This window comes from Mycobacterium simiae, from assembly GCF_010727605.1.
Lineage (GTDB): Bacteria > Actinomycetota > Actinomycetes > Mycobacteriales > Mycobacteriaceae > Mycobacterium > Mycobacterium simiae.
In genome coordinates, this window is the sequence record NZ_AP022568.1 from 3,026,509 (window position 1) to 3,046,025 (window position 19,517).

Consider the following 19,517-nt stretch of genomic DNA (forward strand, 5'->3'; position numbering starts at 1 on the left):
CGTTGCGACCCGCGGTTCCTGCGAGGTTAACGTTCGGGTGACGTTCCGACGACTCCGCGAGGTATGGCGGCGACAACGGGCCCGGGGCACCGAAAGGCGGTGCTCCGAACCTTGAAGAAAAGGAAAGATCGAGAAATGCCACAGGGAACTGTGAAGTGGTTCAACGCGGAGAAGGGGTTCGGTTTCATCGCCCCTGAAGATGGTTCCGCGGATGTTTTTGTCCACTACACGGAGATCCAGGGTTCGGGCTTCCGCACCCTTGAAGAAAACCAGAAGGTCGAGTTTGAGATCGGCCATAGCCCTAAGGGCCCCCAGGCCACCGGAGTCCGCTCCGTCTAAAACGAGCAGATTCTGACGAAAACCCCCCGTGCAATCCGCTCAGCGGATTTCGCCGGGGGGTTTTCACTATCTATTCACGTTGTCACTATCTATTCACGGGCATGCAATCCGCCCCGCCGCCCGACCGGGCGCCGCGCCGAAAACTTGACGGCACGGATCGGGCTCCTGGCTTACTGTCGGTGAGGTGAGCCAGCTTTCCTTCTTCACAGCAGAGGCGGTGCCCCCCGCGGTCGCCGACCTGTGCGGGGTGCTGGCAGCCTCGGGGCAGATCGTGACGGTGGGAGCGCCGGAATCTCGCGGCGCCCGACTTTCGGTGGTGGTGGACCAGCTGTGGCGCGCCTCGGCCCTGGCCGAGATGATCGAGCAGGCCGGCCTGGTGCCCGAGATCAGCCGCACCGACGAGGACACACCGCTGGTGCGGACGGCGATCGACCCGGCGCTGACCGCGATCGCGGCCGAATGGATCCGCGGCGCGGTCAAGACGGTGCCCCCGCGCTGGCTGCCGGGCCCGCGCGAGCTGCGCGCGTGGACCATCGCCGCAGGTACCCCGGAAGGCGATCACTATCAGCTCGGGCTGGACCCACACGCCCCGGACACCCATTCGCCGCTGGCGTCGGCCTTGATGCGGGTCGGCATCGCCCCGACCCTGATCGGCACCCGCGGCGGCCGTCCAGCCCTGCGTATCAGCGGTAGACGCAGGCTATCGAGGCTGGTAGAGAACGTCGGGGAACCCCCCGAGGGCGCCGAAGCGTTGGCGCAATGGCCCCGGGTTTAGTCAGGCTGTTCGGGGAGTCGGTTTGCGTCCGCCCGCCTCAGGGTGCGAAATTGTCAGGTGCCCACACGGGAAGGAACGTTGGCGTCGCTGACCGGGGTCCGAATTCAGCGGAATTTCAGACGTGTGCCTGTCATTCTTCCTGCAGGCGGTCTCGAACGGAGACCGGGAAAGATATGGAGCGTAACCGTAGGTGGCTGACCCGACTTTAGGCCGCGAAAGCAGCGGCAATGGCAGCCGGCGGCGACTTGTGATTGTCGAGTCGCCGACGAAGGCGCGCAAGCTCGCGGGCTACCTCGGCTCCACATACATCGTCGAATCGTCGCGTGGCCACATCCGCGACCTGCCGCGAGCCGCCGCCGACGTACCCGCCAAGTACAAGTCGGAGCCCTGGGCCCGGCTCGGCGTCAACGTCGACGCGGACTTCGAACCGCTCTACATCATCAGCCCGGAAAAGAAGAGCACCGTCAGCGAGCTGAAAGGGCTGCTCAAAGACGTCGACGAGCTCTACCTGGCCACGGACGGTGACCGCGAAGGCGAGGCCATCGCCTGGCACCTGATGGAGACGCTGAAGCCGCGCATCCCGGTCAAGCGGATGGTGTTCCACGAGATCACCGAGCCGGCCATCCTCGAGGCCGCGCAAAATCCGCGTGACCTCGACATCGACCTGGTTGACGCCCAGGAAACGCGCCGCATCCTGGACCGGCTGTACGGCTACGAGGTCAGCCCGGTGCTGTGGAAAAAGGTCGCGCCGAAGCTGTCGGCGGGACGGGTGCAGTCGGTGGCCACCCGCATCATCGTGCAGCGAGAACGCGACCGGATGGCGTTCCGCAGCGCGTCGTACTGGGACATCGTCGCCCAGCTGGACGCCAGTGTGTCCGACGCGAACGCGGCGCCGCCCACCTTCGCCGCCCGGCTGACCTCCGTCGACGGCCTGCGGGTCGCCACCGGCCGCGATTTCGACTCGCTGGGCCAGCTGCGTAAAGCGGACGAAGTCGTGGTGCTCGATGAGGCCCGGGCCACCGAGTTGGCCGCGGGACTGCGCGGGGCGCAGCTGTCGGTGGCCTCGGTCGAGGAGAAGCCCTACACGCGGCGGCCCTACGCGCCGTTCATGACGTCGACTCTCCAGCAGGAGGCGGGCCGCAAGCTGCGTTTCTCGTCCGAGCGGACGATGAGCATCGCCCAGCGGCTCTACGAAAACGGTTACATCACCTATATGCGGACCGACTCGACCACGCTGTCGCAGTCGGCCATCAGCGCCGCGCGCAATCAGGCACGCCAGCTCTACGGCGACGAGTACGTGTCGCCGTCGCCGCGCCAGTACACCCGCAAGGTCAAGAACGCCCAGGAGGCTCACGAGGCGATCCGGCCGGCGGGTGAGACGTTCGCCACTCCCGACGCGGTGCGCCGCGAGCTCGACGGCGACGAATTCCGGCTCTATGAGCTGATCTGGCAGCGCACGGTAGCCTCGCAGATGGCCGACGCCCGCGGCACCACACTGAGCCTGCGGATCAACGGTCAGTCAACGGCGGCTGGGGCCTCGACGGACGTGGTGTTCTCCGCCAGCGGCCGCACCATCACCTTCGCCGGTTTCCTCAAGGCGTACGTCGAGACGGTGGACGAGCTGGCCGGCGGCGAAGCCGACGACGCCGAAAGCCGGTTGCCGCAGCTGACGCGGGGGCAGCGGTTGGACGTCCTGGAACTGACCCCGGACGGTCACTCGACCAATCCGCCCGCCCGTTACACCGAGGCCTCGCTGGTCAAGGCGCTCGAGGAATTGGGCATCGGCCGGCCGTCGACGTACTCGTCGATCATCAAGACCATTCAGGATCGCGGCTACGTGCACAAGAAGGGCAGCGCGCTGGTGCCGTCCTGGGTCGCATTCGCCGTGACGGGTTTGCTGGAACAGCACTTCGGTCGGCTGGTCGACTACGACTTCACCGCCGCGATGGAAGACGAGCTCGACGCGATCGCCGCCGGTAACGAGCAACGGACCAACTGGCTCAACAACTTCTACTTCGGCGGCGAGCACGGTGTGGCCGACTCGGTTGCTCGCTCCGGCGGTCTCAAGAAGCTCGTGGGCGTGAACCTGGAGGGCATCGACGCCCGAGAAGTGAACTCCATCAAGCTGTTTGACGATGATCAGGGTCGGCCGGTCTATGTCCGGGTCGGCAAGAACGGCCCCTACCTGGAGCGCACCATCCTCGGCGAGGACGGCGAGCCCAAGCCGCAGCGGGCCAACCTCAACGATTCGTTGACTCCCGATGAGCTCACGCTCGAGGTGGCCGAACAGCTTTTCGCCACCCCTCAGGAGGGTCGTTCGCTGGGCGTGGATCCCGAGACCGGCCACGAAATCGTGGCCAAGGACGGGCGATACGGACCGTATGTCACCGAGGTGCTGCCGGAGCCGCCGCCGGAGGACGGCCCCGACGGTGGAAGTGCCGCGCCGGCAAAGAAGGGCAAGAAGCCCACCGGTCCCAAACCTCGCACCGGCTCGTTGCTGCGCACCATGGATCTGCAGACCATCACGCTCGAGGATGCGCTCAAGCTGTTGTCGCTGCCCCGGGTGGTCGGTGTCGACCCGCAGACCGGGGAGGAGATCACCGCACAGAACGGACGTTACGGTCCGTACCTGAAGCGTGGCACCGATTCTCGTTCGCTGGCGACCGAAGAGCAGATGTTCACGATCACGCTCGACGAAGCACTGAAGATCTACGCCGAGCCGAAACGTCGTGGCCGGCAGGGCGCCGCGGCGCCACCGCTGCGTGAGCTGGGTACCGATCCGGCGTCGGGTAAGCCAATGGTGGTCAAGGACGGTCGATTCGGGCCGTATGTCACCGACGGCGAAACCAACGCGAGCCTGCGCAAGGGCGACGACGTCGCGACGATCACCGACGAGCGTGCGGCCGAGCTGCTGGCCGACCGGCGGGCCCGGGGCCCGGTCAAGCGAGCGGCAAAGAAGTCGACCCGCAAGGCCCCGGCGAAAAGAGCCGTCAAGCGCAGCTAGGCCGCGCGCGGTCACATGATTTCGCTGGACACTTCCTCGGCCGCATAGTCCGGTTTCGAAACCGAGTCGGGCGCAGCCAAATTCAGCGGCCGGGCCAGTTGAGTGGGTGCCGTGCGGCCACGCAATTCGACGACCTCGCCCACGTCCCAGCACAGCGCTTCGGCGTCCAGGGCGCCGCTGACGGCGATCGCCGACGCCAACACGTGCCCGGCCTCGAGTTTGGCCAGCTCGGTCAGCCGCGCCGCCTCGTTGACCGGATCTCCGATCACGGTGTATTCGAAGCGCGCCTGCGCGCCGATGTGGCCGGCGATGGCCCGGCCCGACGACACCCCGATGCCGAACTCGGCGGCGCCGATCACCGGCAGTAATTCGTCGTGCAGTTCGCGCGCGGCGGCCAGCGCACCGCCGGAGGCGTCGGGGTGCTCGATGGGCGCGCCGAAGATCGCCAGCGCCGCATCACCCTGGAACTTGTTGACGAAGCCGCCGTGGCGGCCGACAGTGTCGACCACCACCCGGAAGAACTCGTTGAGCAGGTGCACCACCTCGGCGGGCGGCCGGGTCGCGGCCAGCTGGGTGGAGCCGACCAGGTCGACGAAGAGCACCGCGACGTCGCGCTCCTGGCCGCCCAGCTCGGTACCCCGCTCGAGCGCGCGGCGCGCCACGTCTTCGCCGACGTAGCGCCCGAACAGGTCGCGCAGCCGTTGCCGCTCGGACAGGTCGCGGACCATGTCGTTGAATCCTGCTTGCAACAGACCCAATTCACTGGCGTCGTAGATCTGCATGTGCGCGTTGTAATTGCCGCGCTGAACCTCCGACAGGGCCCAGCGCAGCTGGCGCAGCGGGTCGGCGATCGACATGGCCACCAGCAGGGTGCTGATCAGCCCGACACCCAGCGCGGTCAGGGCCAGCAGCAGGATCGGGTTGAACAGGCTCTCCGGCGCCGCATGCAGCAGCGAGGCCTTATCGGCCACCACCGCGAGCACGATCGCCAGCAGCGGCACCGCGGTGGAAAGCATCCACGTCAAGATCTGGCGCAGGATGACGCCGGGTGCCTTGACGTTCTCCGGCACCCCGCTGCGCAAAGCCGCCACCGCCACCGGCCGCAATACCCGCTCGGACTGCAGGTAGCCGATGATCGCGGTGGCCGCCGCTCCCAGCGCGGTGGCCACCGTGACGACGGGGGCGGCGAACTTGGCCACCGACCAGCTGGCGACGACGAACACCACGCCGCCGATGCACCAGTACACGACGGTGCTCAGGGTGCGGTAGTACGGCATGCGCAGGGCCCGGCTGCGGGCGAGTTCGGTAGCGGCCGGGTCGGTTTCGGCGAGCATGTTGTCGCGCCGCTGCCAGCGAAAGACCGGCATCAGTAGCTTGAGGTTGACCACGACGCCAACCAGGAACAGCACGACCAGTGAGCTCGCGAAGATCGCCAGGTTGAGAGTCGGGAGATCCTGCAGTTGAATACGATCCTCGGGGGGAAGACCGTAGCGCAGGAAACCAAGCACGAAGAGCGCGCCGATGATGTCGGCCTGCAGCATGCTCAGCGAAAACAGCGGCCACGGAGTGCGCACCACCCAACGGACGAATGCGCTGATTCGCCCCGGTAGTGCACCTGCCGTTGCCACCAACCCACCGTATCGGTCAGTGGGGACTAGTCGGTAACCCCAAAATGCTTCGGCAAGTCGCCGGATCCTGGCAAAACACCGCCAGAGATCACGAAATCGTCGCGATCTGGTATCCGCACGATAGCCGTCGGTCCGTCTCACTAGTGTTGCCGATGATGTCCGGAGTGTTTACGCGGCTGGTAGGCCAGGAAGCGGTCGAAGCGGAGTTGTTCGCGGCGGCCCGCGCCGCGCGCCGTGATCCGGCTCACAGTGACGCTGATCGCGGGACTATGACACATGCATGGCTCATCACCGGTCCTCCCGGTTCGGGCCGCTCGATCGCGGCGCTGTGCTTCGCTGCGGCGTTGCAATGCACCGCTGCCACCGAGGACGGCGGTCCCGGGTGCGGTCGGTGTCGGGCCTGCTCGACAACGATGGCAGGCACCCACGCCGATGTCCGGCGGGTGATTCCCGAGGGACTGTCGATCGGTGTCGACGAGATGCGCGGCATCGTGCAGATCGCGTCGCGCCGCCCGACGACCGGGCACTGGCAGATCGTGGTGATCGAAGATGCCGACCGGTTGACCGAGGGCGCCGCCAACGCGTTGCTGAAGGTCGTCGAGGAGCCGCCGCCCTCGACGGTGTTCCTGTTGTGTGCGCCGTCGGTGGACCCCGAGGACATCGCGGTCACGCTGCGTTCTCGGTGTCGGCACGTCGCGCTGGTGACGCCGTCCACCGAGTCGATCGCCCGGGTGCTGATCGACAGCGACGGCCTGCCCGCCGACACGGCCGCCTGGGCCGCGTCGGTCAGCGGCGGTCACGTCGGTCGGGCGCGGCGGCTGGCGACCGACCCGGAAGCCCGCGAGCGGCGCGAGCGGGCGCTGGGGTTGGTGCGCGACGCCGCGACACCCTCACGGGCCTACGCCGCCGCCGAAGAGTTGGTGGCCGCAGCCGAAACCGAGGCCGTCGTGTTGACCGCCGATCGGGCTGAGGCCGAGACCGAAGAACTGCGCACCGCGTTGGGAGCCGGGGGTACCGGCAAGGGCACCGCGGGGGCGATGCGCGGTGCCACCGGCGCCATCAAGGACCTGGAGCGACGTCAGAAGTCGCGGCAGACCCGGGCCTCCCGCGATGCGCTGGACCGGGCCCTGATCGATCTGGCGACGTATTTCCGTGACGCGCTGGTGGTCTCGGCGCACGCCGACGGGGTTCGGGCCAACCATCCGGACATGACCGACCGGGTGGCCGCGCTGGCCTCGCACGCCGCACCGGAGCGGCTGTTGCGATGCATTGAAGCGGTGCTGCAGTGCCGTGATGCGTTGGCGGTCAACGTCAAGCCCAAGTTCGCCGTCGACGCGATGGTCGCCACCATCGGGCAGGAACTGCGGGATTGACCGCCCGCCGGCGATGCGAGCCGCGCGGCCGGGTGCACGGCGGCCGGGCGATCCGAAGTTGGGGGCGCGCCCTCGCCTGCCGTAGACTCGTGCCGCCCGGCGCGAGGGGATGCCGCCTTAGCTCAGTCGGTAGAGCGATTCACTCGTAATGAATAGGTCGGGGGTTCGATTCCCCCAGGCGGCTCCAAATTCGGTGTGCCTCGCGGTGACTTCGGTCACCGTGGGCCCGTTCCGGGCAGCGTTTCCGGGTGTGTCGCGTTGCAGCCTGCGTCACCGCTTGGGTGACTCGACTGTGAGCGAGGCTGACATGGACAAGCTAATCCGCTTTCCGATCGGGGAGGCTATCTGGATCGCCGCGGGCATCGTCCTGATGTTTGCCTTCGGTGATGCGTTCGTACTGTCGGCTCTCGCGATGGCGACCGCGACCATGGTCGCCGCGTGGTGGGCGTACCGGAAGGTCGAGCACGAGCCCAAACGGGCCACCGCGCCGGCGGCCTGGCGCGGGCCTGGCGCCGGGTAGTCACAGCGTGGCGGGTGGTTTCCGTCGTCGCTGCCCCGGGTAGGCCACCCCGGTGACCACCGCCGAACAGCCGCCACCAGAGGGCGACGACCAGCCCCCGCAGGTCTCCGAGGACCAGGACGAACAATCCGGTGAGCACGGCGAAGATGACGGCGCTCCCGATTAGGCCGGCGCCAGGAAGCCGACCGGCCCGGAGGCAATGCACAGTGCCAGCGCGGCCGTGTCCGCACGGACGGTGATTGCGTCGCCGGCCCCCGGCAGCCGGGCGAAGACGCGGTTCAGGCCGGGGTGCACCGGAACCTTGACGGCGGGCCCCTCCGAGAGCGCGACCGTCATCGAACCCTCGCTGTTGGCGAGGTAGTTCAGTTCGACCGTCCAGTCGGCGGGCAGCAACGGCCCGTCGAGCGTCAGGTGAGCCGCCTTGTCGGGTTGAGCGAAATAGCCGCAGTGCGGCATCGGGCCGGGCTTGATGGTCCGAACCCAGGTGACCCGTGCGGGGATCAGCCCCCCGGAACTGTCGAACATCCGTAATTGTGTTGTCGCCGACGCGAATTCGGGCCTATCCGGCAGGAGGGCGAAGAGGTGGCTGGCCAAGTTCTCCGGGTACACCACCCGCTGCAGGATCAGCGGATCGACCTCCTGATCCAGCATCGGTGCGGTCGAATTAGCATGCGCCGCGGTCAAACTCGCCTGTGCATTGCGCAGGTACGCTTTGGTGGGGTTGTCGCGCCAGCTGGTTAGAAACGTCGCGGTCGAGTACAGGCTGCTGACCACGAAGAGCGCGGCGAGGCCGGTCGTCACCGCAGTGCGGGTACCCGAAGCGTCCAGCCAGCGCGCAGCCGCCGGCCGATTCGGCGCGCACAGGCCAACCGCGGCCAATAGCGACAGCACGACGACGAGATCCGGCAAATAACGTAGGGTTTGGGCGAGTTCCAGCGCGGTGAGCTTCGACGAACGCATCAGGTAGATCGGCACCTGGCAGGCCAGCGCGTAACCTGCCGCGGTCAGCCAGACGGGCCCGATGCGCTGTTTGCGGAGCAGCGCGAGCACCAGCACCACGGCCAACGCCAGCCAGCCCAACACCATCACCGCCGGCGGTGGAGTGGCCCACGGCGACGCCGGGGCCCAGCGGCCCCAATGCCACGGCCCGCCAACCAGTCCCGGCACGATGCCGTGGGTGATGGACCGGGCCAGCAGATCTCCCGTCATCGCCAGGTCGGAACTCCACCGCCGCTGATTGACCACGATCAGATACAGCGCGATCCAGCAGATCGTCAGAATCAGCGACGCCGTCCACAACCGAACCCCGGCACGCCAGGCCGCGGCCAGCGCCGAACGTTGGCCGCCCACGTGGTAGAGCAATGCCACCACCGCGAAGGCGACGAACGGGATCACCGCGGCTTTTTCGAAGAACAGCAACCCGCCCAGGTAGGCCAGCGTGCCGCTAAGCGCGTACCGCTGGTTGCCGGTGCGCACCAGCAGCACCGCGTCGGCGCACACCCAGGCCAGCGCCGCCTGCATCGGCAGCGAGTTCAGCGCCGCCGCCCACCAGGCGAATCCCGGCACCCCCAACGGGGTGAAAAGCGCGAACGTCAACGGGATCAGCAGCACGCGGCGCCAGCCGAGCAGCACGTGCAGCGCCCGCAGCAGCGCCGCCGACGCCAGCAGCTGCAGCACCACCAGGCTGACCGCGGGTCCGGTCCAATCCAGCGGGGCCAGTCGGATCAACGCGCCCGCGATCAGGAAGGCCGCCGGCATCACGTGGCCGTCGTGGTCGTCGAACAGGTACGACGGCGCCAGCAAACTCTCGGATCCGGCCTTGCCGATCAGGATCAGGTCGTCCCAATAGAAGTAGCCACCGAATGCCAGCACCGCCCGGATCGCCAGCTGCACCGCGATCAGCGCTGCCGCCGCGAAAACGACGGACGGGATCCGGGTGAGGAGGGCGGGCATGGTTATTTCTTACCGGTCGGTATGGTGGGCCGGTGCGCGCACTGGTTACCGGGGCAGCCGGGTTCATCGGCTCCACGCTGGTCGACCGCCTACTGACGGACGGTCACTCGGTCGTGAGCCTGGACAACTTCGCGACGGGCAAAGCGACCAACCTCGAGCATCTGGCCGACGATGTCGCCCACGACTTCATCGAGGCCGACATCGTCACCGCGGACCTGGTCGCGATCCTCGACGAGCATCGACCCGAGGTGGTGTTCCACCTCGCGGCGCAGATCGACGTCCGGCGTTCGGTGGCCGATCCGCAGTTCGACGCCTCGGTCAACGTGATTGGCACGATCAGGCTGGCCGAAGCCGCGCGCCGCGCGGGCGTGCGCAAGGTCGTGCACACCTCGTCCGGCGGGTCCATCTACGGCACCCCGCCGCAGTACCCCACGCCAGAGACCGTTCCCGCCGATCCGGCGTCGCCGTACGCCGCGGGCAAGGTGGCCGGCGAGATCTACCTGAACACCTTCCGCAACCTGTACGGCCTGGACTGCTCGCACATCGCACCGGCCAACGTCTACGGCCCGCGCCAGGATCCGCACGGCGAGGCCGGCGTGGTGGCGATCTTCGCTCAGGCGCTGCTGTCGGGTAAGCCCACCAAGGTGTTCGGCGACGGCAGCAAGACCCGCGACTATGTGTTCGTCGACGACGTGGTCGATGCGTTCGTCAGGGCCGCCGGCGATGTGGGCGGCGGACAGCGGTTCAACGTCGGCACCGGGATCGAGACGTCCGACCGGCAGCTGCACACGGCGGTGGCAAACGCTGTCGGTGGTCCGGACGACCCGGAGTTCCATCCCGATCGGCTGGGCGATTTGAGGCGTTCCTGCCTGGACATCGGTGCCGCGGCAGACGTTTTGGGTTGGCGTCCGCGCGTTCAGCTCGAAGAGGGCGTGCGCCGCACCGTCGAGTACTTCCGCAAGGCGCACGCCGGCTAGCGCGGGTCGGGTGCCTGCGCGCTTTCCAGTGCTACCGCACGGGCCAGCCGCGCGTAGCGCAATTCCAGGTCCTTGAACCGCATGTAGGTGCTCAGCGTGGTGAAGCTGAACGCCATGATCAGCGCGTAGAGCATCAGGTCGGTGCCGCGCCGTACGCCGAACCAGTTCGCGATCACGGTGGTGTCGTCGGGGCGCAGCACGGCGTAGATGCCGGCGAGCACGAACAAGACGTAGCCGACCTTGACCCACGCCTTGGACCGCGAGCTTCTGCGGGACCGCAGCAAATACACCAGCAGCGCAATGATCGAGCCGATCAGCAGTACCTGGATCCAGTTCATCGTTGAGTCCTTCTCATCTCGGAATCCTGCCGCGCAGGAACCCGTCGAAAATGATGTTGACGCCGTTGAGCAGTGGCTGGCCCTTGGACCGCGAGTATTCGGTGTACAACACCTCGACCGGTTGTTCGGCCACCCGCCAATGGTTTTCGGCGACGAGCATGACGAATTCGTTGGCGTGACTCATGCCGCTCATGGTGATGTCGAGGCCGTCGGCCACCGTCTTGTTGAACACCCGTAGCCCATTGTTGGTGTCGGTCAGGCCCAGCCGGCGGCCGCGCCGGCTCAATCGCGCGGCGGTCTGCAGCACGAGCCGCTTCAGCAACGGCGGACGGGTGGTCTCTTGCCCGCCGAACCGGGTGCCGATGATGATGTCGACGTCTTCGGTAGTGAGCCGATCGATCATCGTGGCCACGTCCTTGACGCGGTGTTGACCGTCGGCGTCGAAGGTCGCGAACATCTGCGCCCCAGGCTGCTTGCGGGCGTACTCGACGCCGGTCTGGATGGCCGCTCCTTGACCGAGGTTGACCGGGTGGCGCACCAGATGCGCCCCGGCCCGGCGGGCCAGTTCGCCGGTGTCGTCGGTGCTGCCGTCGTCGACGCACACCACGTTGTCGAAGACCGAGCGCACGTCGGCGATCACCTCGCCGATGACGGTGGCTTCGTTGAAGGCGGGAATGACGATCCAGACGCCGGGGTAATGCGTTTCGATGCTCACCAGGTTAGCCAGGATCAGCCGGTTGGGCGCTCGGCACGCGCCAGGGCGAACAGGTGTACCGCGATTCCCACCAGCGGGCCGCAGCACAGGGCGACCACGGTGCGGGTCTGCAGCGGCAGCGGCAGGAGCAGCAACACCCCCGACGCCACCGTCGCGCCCACCCAGCCGAGTGCGTACCCGCGGTGCAGCGCGGCGGCTACCGTGGCGGCGCCGGTCAGGGTCAGCATCGCGATCGACACCGCCGCAGCGGTCAGCCATGCCAGCAGGGCGCCGCTGGCGTCGTACTGAGACCCGAAGGCGACCCGCAGCAGCCACGGTCCGAGCAGCCCGGCGGCTACCACCCCGGCCGCGCCGATGGCAGCGATGAGCATCGCGGGGGTCAGTAGCGCCCGCAGCCGGTTGCGACGCTCGTCGACGAAGTGTGCGATCAGGTTGCCCTGCATGGCGGTCAGCGGCACCAGCAGCGGTGCCCGGGTGAGCGTCACCGCGAGAATGATCACCCCGCCTTGTGCCCCAAGCTCATTCGACGTCAGCTTGAGCAGCACCGGGAATCCCATCACCAGGATCGCGCTGGCCCCGGCGGCGGTGATGGAATGCGCGGTGCCGCGCAGGAACGTCGCGGTGTCGCCCGGGGTGAGCAGCCGGGCCGCCGCGCGAGCGCCGGGCGCGGCCAGCAGGATGATCGCCCAGGCAACGGCGCCGGCGACGGTCGCCCACAGGTAACCGGTCAGATCCCAGCCCAGCACGAACGTCGTGGTCGCGATCGTCACCCGCATGACCGCGTCGGTCACCATCAACGCGCCGTACTGGGTCCATCGGTCGGTGCCGGCCAACATGCCCAGCAGCGTGGCGTGCACACAGAAACCGGCCAGCCCGATGGCCAGCAGGGCCACCGACAACCACCGCTCCTGGATGAACACCCGCCCGCTCCACAACGGCGAGCTGCCCGCGATGATCATGGCCGCGGCGACGCCGACCAGGGCCGCCACCCGCAGCGGGTGGTTGCGCGGTTCGCCCGGACATGGTGCCCCCGGGTGGGGGAACCGGGTGGCCCGGACCTCCCGCGTCGTCTCCTGCAGCAGTCCGAAGGCCGCCCCGGTGGCCAGGCCGAACGCCCCCCAGAACACGCCGAACACCGAGAAGCCGCTCGGAGCCAGGTCGCGAGCGGCCAGATAGATGACGGCGTAGCCGCACACCGCGGTGAGCGCCGTCGCGACACCTACCCGGGCCACACTGCCTCGTGCGATCGGTCCCTGGGGCGCTCCCGCGGCCGGGGCAGCACCCAGGGGCGCCGCCGCGCCGCCGATTTCGGTCACCGAGGCGGCGCCTTCGGCCGATCGCCCCTACCCGCCGCCACTATCGCCACAATCTGAAAATAATAAGTGCGCGACAGTAGTGTCTGGCAGCGACGACCAGCTTCGCCCTGGGGTGGGCGGCTGTCGGGAAGGATCCATGGCGGCGGCGCGCATCTTCGGGATTTCGCTAATCGTCACCGTGGCGGCCCTGGTACTCGGGTTCCTGCACGGCGGGCTCGACGCCCTGTATCTGTTGGTCGCCCTCGGCGTTCTCGAGGTATCGCTGTCCTTCGACAACGCGGTGATCAACGCGGCCGTGCTGAAGCGAATGAGCCCGTTCTGGCGGCGGATGTTCCTGACGATCGGGATCCTGATCGCCGTCTTCGGCATGCGACTGCTGTTCCCGTTGCTCATCGTGTGGGCCACCGCCGGAGTCGACCCCGTGCGCGCGCTGGAGCTGGCGGCCGCGCCGCCCCCGCACGACGCGCTGGAGTTTCCCGACGGGTCGCCCAGCTACGAGAAGCTGGTCACCTCCGCCCACCCGCAGATCGCCGCATTCGGCGGGCTGTTCTTGCTGATGCTGTTTCTGGACTTCCTCTTCAATGACCGAGATATCAAGTGGCTCAAATGGATTGAGGTGCCGTTCGCCCGGGTCGGTCGGCTCGCCGAAGTTTCCGTGGTGGTCGCGGCCGTCACGCTGGTCGTGGTCGGCACGCAGTTGACCCACTCCGGCGACGACCGCGCGACGGTGTTGACGGCCGGGTTGCTGGGTCTGGTGAGCTACCTGGTCGTCAACAGTTTGAGCCAGGCGTTCCGGCCTGCGGGTATCGATAACGAGGACCCCAGCGAGGCTGGGCTACTGGCGACGGGCCGGGCCGGGCTGACGCTGTTCGTGTATCTGGAAGTGCTCGACGCTTCCTTCTCGTTCGACGGGGTCACCGGCGCCTTCGCGATCACCTCGGACCCCATCGTGATCGCCTTGGGGCTCGGCCTGATCGGTTCGATGTTCGTCCGATCGATCACGATCTATCTGGTCCAGCAGCAAACGCTGGACCGTTTCGTGTACCTGGAACACGGCGCGCACTGGGCGATCGGCGCGTTGTCGGTGATCATGTTGCTGTCCATCGACGAGCGTTATCGGATCCACCAAGTCGTGACCGCCTCGGTGGGCGTTGTCGTGATCGGTGCCGCGTTGGGGTGGAGCGTGCTGCGCAACCGCCGTGCCGCCGGGGCCGGCTGACTCGCGGTGGGCGGTTAGTGCCCGGCTTCCTTGAACCGCGCGAACGAGCGCTCCACCTCGGCCTCGGCCTCGGCGCGGCCGACCCAGTCGGCGGCCTTGACGTACTTGCCCGGCTCGAGCGCCTTGTATTGCGAGAAGAAGTGTTTGATGACGTCCAGCTCGTAGGCCGGAACGTCGCCGATGTCCTGGATGTGGTCCCACCGGTAATCCCCGGCCGGCACGCACAACACCTTGTCGTCGCCGCCGGCCTCGTCGACCATCTTGAACATGCCCACCGGACGCGCCTCGACCAGCACACCCGGGAACACCGACTCGGGGAGCAGCAGCAGGACGTCCAGCGGGTCGCCGTCTTCACCGAGGCTGTTCTCGATGAAGCCGTAATCGGTGGGGTAGGCCATCGATGTGTAGAGGTAGCGGTCGAGCTTCACCCGCCCGGTCTCGTGATCGACTTCGTACTTGTTGCGTTGGCCTTTCGGGATCTCGATGACCACGTCGAATTGCACTGGCTCGGCTCCTTTGAAGAAAAGTCACTGGGTGGACCCGGGTAGGTCGGATACGTCGCGGATCACCCTAGTCGAGCGCTATTCGGCAGCTTCGGCAGAATAGGACCAAACAGTCAGGAGAGTGATGGGTCGTACTCGCTGGCGGAAATCCACCCAGGTCTTGATCGGATTGGCCGTGCTGGCGTTCGTCGCCGCCGTGGTGGCCGCCGCAACCTTTTTCACCACGGGTGGCCACGGCAGTAGCGGCAGCCACGCTCCGGTACCGCCGCCCCGGCCGCCGGTCCTGAAGCCGGGTGTGGTGCCCGTCGCCGATAATGCCGAGACGCCGTCGCCCGGTGGACTGGCGGCCGTGTTGGCACCCGTGGTCGCCGACCCCAACCTGGGCCGGTTCGGCGGCCGGATCACCGACGCGCTCACCGGCAACCAGCTGTGGCAGTTGGCCGACGACATGCCGCTGGTGCCGGCGTCGACGAATAAGGTACTGACCGCGGCCGCGGCATTGCTGACGCTGGATCGGCAGGCCCGGATCAGCACCCGCGTGGTGGCCGGCAGCGCGAACGCGCAAGGACCGGTTGTGCTGGTCGGCGCGGGGGACCCGACCCTGTCTGCCGCACCGACCGAGGTGCCCACCTGGTACCGCGGCGCCGCCCGGATCGGTGATTTGGTGGAGCAGATCCATCGCAGTGGCATGACCCCGACGGCCGTGCAGGTGGACATCTCGGCATTTTCCGGACCGACGATGGCGCAGGGCTGGGACCCGGCCGACATCGACAACGGCGACATCGCGCCGATCGAGCCGGTGATGATCGACTGCGGGCGTATCCAGCCGACCACCGTCAACTCGCGGCGATCCAAGACACCGGCCCTGGACGCCGGGCGGGAACTGGCGAAAGCGCTCGGTCTGGATCCGGCCGCGGTGAGCATCGGCACGGCGCCGTCCGGGGCACGCCAGCTGGCGGTGGTGCAATCCGCGCCGCTGGTGCAGCGGCTCGGCGAAATGATGGACCACTCCGACAATGTGCTGGCCGAGTCCATCGGGCGTGAGGTGGCGGCGGCGATCAATCGCCCGCGCAGCTTCGCGGGCGCGGTCGATGCGGTGACCAACCGCTTGAACACCGCGCACGTCGACACGACCGGCGCCACGCTGGTGGACTCCAGTGGACTCTCGGTCGACGACCGCCTGACCGCCCGGACCCTCGACGGGACAGTGCAGGCAGCGGCCGGGCCGGACCAGCCGTCGCTGCGCGCGCTGCTGGATCTCCTTCCCATCGCCGGCGGCAGCGGGACGCTGGCCGAACGCTTCCTCGACCAGTCCACCAATCAAGGCCCGGCCGGCTGGTTGCGCGCCAAAACCGGATCGTTGACCGCCATCAACTCGTTGGTCGGCGTCGTTACCGACCGCAGTGGGCGGGTCCTCACGTTTGCGTTCATCTCCAACGCCGCGGGCCCCAACGGGCGCAACGCGATGGACGCTGTCGCCGCCCGGCTGTGGACGTGCGGGTGCGCATGACGCAGTCGTCCGAACTGACCCTGGGTACCGCCGTCGATTGGGGCTTCGCCGCCACCGTCGGCGTCCGGTTGGCCCGGCCGGGTCCGCCGGCCAGCGATTACACCCGCCGCCAGGTCATCGAGGAGCTGGCGAGTTCGGCGACGCGAGCCGAACCGCTGGTGCGTGACGTCACCGGGTTGGTCACCGGCGGCGACGTGCCGGCGGCGCGCATCGTGGACCGGCGGGAGTGGGTTCGCGCGGCGGCAAACTCCATGCGGTTGATGACGAACGGCACCGAAAAGCCGCGGGGCTTCGTGACCGGCCGGGTCACGGGTGCGCAGACCGGGGCCGTGCTGGCGTTCGTGGCATCCGGCATCCTCGGCCAGTACGACCCGTTCGCGGCCGACAAAGAAGGCTGTTTGCTGCTGGTCTATCCCAACGTCATCGCGGTCGAGCGGCAGCTGCGGGTGGTGCCGGCGGATTTCCGGCTGTGGGTCTGCTTGCACGAGGTGACCCATCGCGTGCAATTCACCACCAACCCGTGGCTGCCCGACTACATGTCGGACGCGCTGGCGCTGCTGACCCGGGACGCGGGCGACAACTTCGGCGAGGTGGCCAGCCGGCTGTCGGACTACGTGCGCAATCGCGGACTCAGCGGCTCCGAGTCCGAGGGGGGCCCGACCGGCATCGTCGGGCTGGTACGCGCGGTCCAGTCTGAGCCGCAGCGTCACGCGCTGGATCGGCTGCTGGTCCTGGGCACGCTGCTGGAAGGCCACGCCGAGCACGTGATGGACGCCGTCGGGCCCAAGGCGGTGCCATCGGTGGCCACCATCCGCGGCCGATTCGACGACCGGCGGCAACGCAAACAACCGCCGCTGCAGCGGCTGCTGCGCGCCCTGCTGGGCCTCGATGCCAAGCTCAGCCAGTACACCCGTGGGAAGGCCTTCGTCGACGAGGTCGTGGCCCGGGTCGGCATGGAACGGTTCAACGCGGTCTGGTCGGGCCCCGAGACGTTGCCGTTGCCCGTCGAAATCGAAGAGCCCCAGCGATGGATCGATCGGGTCCTGTAGGACAGCTGCGCGGCGCTGTCGAGGCGTTCGCGACCACCTATCCGGTTGCCGGCGACCGATGGTCGGTGGCGCTGTCGGGCGGACCGGACTCCCTTGCCCTGACCGCCGTCGCCGCCGGTCTGCGGGCGACCACCGCGCTGATCGTGGACCACGGCCTGCAGCCCGACTCGGCCGCCGTCGCCGAAACCGCACGTGCCCAAGCGCTCGAGTTGGGATGCGTTGCCGCACAGGTAATTCGGGTCGAGGTGGGCCCAACCCGACCGGCGGGGGGCCCGGAGGCCGCGGCCCGCGCCGCCCGCTATGCGGCGTTGAGTGCGGCCCGGCGCGGGCCGGTGCTACTGGCCCACACCCTCGACGACCAGGCCGAGACGGTGTTGCTCGGGCTGGGCCGCGGTTCCGGGGCCCGCTCCATTGCCGGGATGCGCCCGCATGATCCGCCGTGGTTGCGGCCGTTGCTGGGAGTCCGCCGCGCCATCACCCACGCCGCCTGCCAGGAGTTGGGCCTGAGGGCCTGGCAGGATCCGCACAACACCGACCGCCGCTTCACTCGAACCCGGCTGCGGCTGGAGGTGCTGCCGCTGCTCGAGGAGGTGCTCGGCGGCGGCGTGGCCGAGGCGCTGGCCCGCACCGCGACCGCGCTGCGGGAGGACACCGGCTTCATCGACGAGCTGGCGGCCGAGGCGCTGCCCGGCGTCACGGAGGGTGCCGGGCTGCGCGCGGGCGCGCTGGCGGCCCTGGCCGAGCCGGTGCGGCGGCGGGTCATCCGGGCCTGGCTGCTGGCCGGCGGCGCCACCGGGCTCACCGACAAGCAGATCCGCGGTGTCGACCGGCTGATCACCGCGTGGCGCGGCCAGGGGGGCGTGGCGGTCGGTTCCGACGCGCCGCGCGAGCGTTTGATCGCCGGACGGCGCGACGGCGTGCTCGTGCTGCGGCGCGAACCTGTGTGAATTTCCCCCAAATTGTCGGCGCCGTTGGTTGTTCACCGGCTGACGTGGCACGCTGTGGAGCGTGGCCCAGATCTCCTCGGCGATAACACCCGAGCAGCCCGTGGACCTGTATCCGGGGGATATCAAGTCCGTGCTGCTCACCACGGAGCAGATCCAGGCGCGCATCGGCGAGCTCGGCGAGCAGATCGGCAACGACTACGGCCAGGCGGAGAGTGGCCAGGATCTGCTGTTGATCACCGTGCTCAAGGGCGCGGTCATCTTTGTCACCGACTTGGCTCGCGCGATCCCGCTGCCGACGCAGTTCGAGTTCATGGCCGTCAGCTCCTACGGTTCCTCGACATCGTCTTCGGGTGTGGTGCGCATTCTCAAAGACTTGGACCGCGACATCAACGATCGCGACGTGCTGATCGTCGAGGACATCGTGGACTCCGGCCTGACCTTGTCCTGGCTGCTGCGGAACCTCAAGACTCGCCGTCCCCGCTCGCTGCGGGTGTGCACGTTGCTGCGCAAACCCGACGCGTTGCGTGCCAACGCCGAGATCGCCTACGTGGGCTTCGACATTCCCAACGAATTCGTCGTGGGTTACGGCTTGGACTACGACGAGCGCTACCGCGACCTGTCGTACATCGGCACGCTGGACCCCCGGATCTACGAGCAGTAGACGGCGGTCAGCCGTCGGCGCGGTCGTCGGGGTAGGCGGTGATCGCCAAGAACCGGATTGGCAAGCGCACCAACTGATGTGGGCCATGCAGCGTCTCGCCGTCGAGCAGCAGCGTGTCGCCGGGCCGCAGGGTGTATTCCGCATCGCCGTGGCCGTAGACCATGACGCCTTCGAGCATGTAGAGGACTTCGGTGCCGGGGTGCTGGAACTGCGGGAAGACTTCGCTGGCCTCGGTCAGGGTCACCAGTACCGGCTCGAGGCGCTTGTGCGGACCCCGCAGTGCCCCGAGTAGTTCGTAGTGGTGTCCCACCCGGGTGCCGCGGCCGATGATCGTCGAGCCGCGCCCGTTCTCGGTGTAGACCGCGTCGTGTCCGGTGTCGGCGCCGCGGAACAGCACCGTCACCGGGACGTCCAGGCCCGCGGCCAACCTGGCCAGCGTGGAGAGGCTGCACGAGGTTTGCGCGTTCTCGATCTTCGACAGCATCGCCTTGGAGATCCCGACCCGATCGGCCATGTCGGCGATCGACAGGCCGGCGGCCCGCCGCAGGCTGCGAACTTGGCGCGCGATGGCGTTTTCCAGGTCGTTTCCGGTCAGCGCCTCGCCCACCACCTCGCGCTGTACCGGCGCCGGATCGCCGCTGTCGCGTACGACACCAGGTTTGCGCTCCTCCACGGCGCGCGAGTTTAACA

The 19,517-nt window shown here is 68.2% G+C and carries 16 protein-coding genes, 1 tRNA gene and 2 pseudogenes; 12 read left to right on the top strand and 7 right to left on the bottom strand.

From position 1 onward, the window contains the following. Nucleotides 1–135 precede the first annotated feature (135 nt). From cspA to topA, 3 genes are all read left to right on the top strand, one after another. Nucleotides 136–339, top strand: coding sequence for a cold shock protein CspA (gene cspA / locus G6N33_RS14035; RefSeq protein ID WP_007166602.1), 204 nt, complete (start codon nucleotides 136–138; stop codon nucleotides 337–339). Nucleotides 340–523: 184 nt separating this feature from the next. Beyond that, on the top strand, nucleotides 524–1,114 hold the full coding sequence (locus tag G6N33_RS14040) for a hypothetical protein (RefSeq protein ID WP_044508782.1): 591 nt from the start codon (nucleotides 524–526) through the stop codon (nucleotides 1,112–1,114). Between the two features lie 190 nt (nucleotides 1,115–1,304). Next, nucleotides 1,305–4,118, top strand: coding sequence for a type I DNA topoisomerase (gene topA / locus G6N33_RS14045; protein ID WP_044508780.1), 2,814 nt, complete (start codon nucleotides 1,305–1,307; stop codon nucleotides 4,116–4,118). An 11-nt stretch (nucleotides 4,119–4,129) separates the two neighbouring features. Here the strand turns inward: topA and G6N33_RS14050 are convergent, their stop codons facing one another. Further along, a complete protein-coding gene (locus G6N33_RS14050) occupies nucleotides 4,130–5,812 on the bottom strand; it encodes an adenylate/guanylate cyclase domain-containing protein (RefSeq protein ID WP_101528720.1) in 1,683 nt (560 codons plus the stop codon). An 89-nt stretch (nucleotides 5,813–5,901) separates the two neighbouring features. On the opposite strand from G6N33_RS14050, the gene G6N33_RS14055 reads away from it, so the two are divergent. The 3 genes from G6N33_RS14055 (at nucleotide 5,902) to G6N33_RS14065 (ending at nucleotide 7,639) form a co-directional block, all read left to right on the top strand. Beyond that, a complete protein-coding gene (locus tag G6N33_RS14055) occupies nucleotides 5,902–7,119 on the top strand; it encodes a DNA polymerase III subunit delta' (RefSeq protein WP_101528721.1) in 1,218 nt (405 codons plus the stop codon). 111 nt (nucleotides 7,120–7,230) lie between these two features. Continuing rightward, nucleotides 7,231–7,306, top strand: a tRNA-Thr gene (locus G6N33_RS14060). A 105-nt stretch (nucleotides 7,307–7,411) separates the two neighbouring features. Next, entirely contained in the window at nucleotides 7,412–7,639 is a 228-nt protein-coding gene (locus tag G6N33_RS14065; RefSeq protein ID WP_155945913.1) for a hypothetical protein, read from the top strand. Nucleotides 7,640–7,801: 162 nt separating this feature from the next. Here the strand turns inward: G6N33_RS14065 and G6N33_RS14070 are convergent. Then, nucleotides 7,802–9,659 (bottom strand): annotated as a pseudogene (locus G6N33_RS14070) (hypothetical protein). On the opposite strand from G6N33_RS14070, the gene G6N33_RS14075 reads away from it, so the two are divergent. Beyond that, nucleotides 9,625–10,569 carry an NAD-dependent epimerase/dehydratase family protein gene (locus G6N33_RS14075; RefSeq protein WP_044508769.1) on the top strand — a complete coding sequence of 315 codons (945 nt, stop codon included), beginning with the start codon at nucleotides 9,625–9,627 and terminating at the stop codon, nucleotides 10,567–10,569. The pseudogene G6N33_RS14070 and the gene G6N33_RS14075 sit on opposite strands and share 35 nt — an antisense overlap. Here the strand turns inward: G6N33_RS14075 and G6N33_RS14080 are convergent. From G6N33_RS14080 to G6N33_RS14090, 3 genes are read right to left on the bottom strand one after another with little or no spacing between them, the layout of a single operon-like run. Continuing rightward, nucleotides 10,566–10,907 carry a DUF2304 domain-containing protein gene (locus G6N33_RS14080; protein ID WP_044508767.1) on the bottom strand — a complete coding sequence of 114 codons (342 nt, stop codon included), beginning with the start codon at nucleotides 10,905–10,907 and terminating at the stop codon, nucleotides 10,566–10,568. The two genes, G6N33_RS14075 and G6N33_RS14080, sit on opposite strands and share 4 nt — an antisense overlap. A gap of 13 nt (nucleotides 10,908–10,920) precedes the next feature. Then, on the bottom strand, nucleotides 10,921–11,622 hold the full coding sequence (locus G6N33_RS14085) for a glycosyltransferase family 2 protein (protein ID WP_044508765.1): 702 nt from the start codon (nucleotides 11,620–11,622) through the stop codon (nucleotides 10,921–10,923). A gap of 14 nt (nucleotides 11,623–11,636) precedes the next feature. Then, nucleotides 11,637–12,938, bottom strand: a complete 1,302-nt coding sequence (locus tag G6N33_RS14090; RefSeq protein WP_101528701.1) for a hypothetical protein — start codon at nucleotides 12,936–12,938, stop codon at nucleotides 11,637–11,639. A gap of 136 nt (nucleotides 12,939–13,074) precedes the next feature. On the opposite strand from G6N33_RS14090, the gene G6N33_RS14095 reads away from it, so the two are divergent. Beyond that, nucleotides 13,075–14,157 (top strand): DUF475 domain-containing protein, encoded by a 1,083-nt coding sequence (locus G6N33_RS14095; RefSeq protein WP_044508764.1) that lies wholly within the window; start codon nucleotides 13,075–13,077, stop codon nucleotides 14,155–14,157. A 14-nt stretch (nucleotides 14,158–14,171) separates the two neighbouring features. On the opposite strand, the gene G6N33_RS14100 is transcribed toward G6N33_RS14095, so the two are convergent. Next, a complete protein-coding gene (locus G6N33_RS14100) occupies nucleotides 14,172–14,660 on the bottom strand; it encodes an inorganic diphosphatase (RefSeq protein ID WP_044508763.1) in 489 nt (162 codons plus the stop codon). 124 nt (nucleotides 14,661–14,784) lie between these two features. Between G6N33_RS14100 and dacB the strand changes: the two genes are divergently transcribed. The 4 genes and pseudogenes from dacB (at nucleotide 14,785) to hpt (ending at nucleotide 18,827) form a co-directional block, all read left to right on the top strand. After that, on the top strand, nucleotides 14,785–16,170 hold the full coding sequence (gene dacB / locus G6N33_RS14105; RefSeq protein ID WP_044508762.1) for a D-alanyl-D-alanine carboxypeptidase/D-alanyl-D-alanine endopeptidase: 1,386 nt from the start codon (nucleotides 14,785–14,787) through the stop codon (nucleotides 16,168–16,170). Next, nucleotides 16,167–17,219, top strand: a complete 1,053-nt coding sequence (locus tag G6N33_RS14110) for a zinc-dependent metalloprotease (RefSeq protein ID WP_044512488.1) — start codon at nucleotides 16,167–16,169, stop codon at nucleotides 17,217–17,219. Before dacB ends, G6N33_RS14110 begins: the two co-directional genes overlap by 4 nt. Next, a complete protein-coding gene (gene tilS / locus G6N33_RS14115) occupies nucleotides 17,198–18,166 on the top strand; it encodes a tRNA lysidine(34) synthetase TilS (protein ID WP_101528702.1) in 969 nt (322 codons plus the stop codon). The genes G6N33_RS14110 and tilS overlap by 22 nt, the downstream gene beginning before the upstream one ends. Nucleotides 18,167–18,178: 12 nt before the next feature. Continuing rightward, nucleotides 18,179–18,827 (top strand): annotated as a pseudogene (gene hpt / locus G6N33_RS14120) (hypoxanthine phosphoribosyltransferase). 7 nt (nucleotides 18,828–18,834) lie between these two features. Here hpt and G6N33_RS14125 read toward each other — a convergent pair. Next, nucleotides 18,835–19,500 (bottom strand): helix-turn-helix domain-containing protein, encoded by a 666-nt coding sequence (locus G6N33_RS14125; RefSeq protein ID WP_044512486.1) that lies wholly within the window; start codon nucleotides 19,498–19,500, stop codon nucleotides 18,835–18,837. Nucleotides 19,501–19,517 lie beyond the last annotated feature (17 nt).

Coding starts and splice junctions, on each gene's coding strand:
- cspA (WP_007166602.1), top strand. CDS start 136: ATGCCACAGGGAACTGTGAAGTGGTTCAACGCGGAGAAGGGGTTCGGT.
- G6N33_RS14055 (WP_101528721.1), top strand. CDS start 5,902: ATGTCCGGAGTGTTTACGCGGCTGGTAGGCCAGGAAGCGGTCGAAGCG.
- G6N33_RS14080 (WP_044508767.1), bottom strand. CDS start 10,907: ATGAACTGGATCCAGGTACTGCTGATCGGCTCGATCATTGCGCTGCTG.
- G6N33_RS14095 (WP_044508764.1), top strand. CDS start 13,075: ATGGCGGCGGCGCGCATCTTCGGGATTTCGCTAATCGTCACCGTGGCG.
- dacB (WP_044508762.1), top strand. CDS start 14,785: ATGGGTCGTACTCGCTGGCGGAAATCCACCCAGGTCTTGATCGGATTG.
- G6N33_RS14110 (WP_044512488.1), top strand. CDS start 16,167: ATGACGCAGTCGTCCGAACTGACCCTGGGTACCGCCGTCGATTGGGGC.
- tilS (WP_101528702.1), top strand. CDS start 17,198: ATGGATCGATCGGGTCCTGTAGGACAGCTGCGCGGCGCTGTCGAGGCG.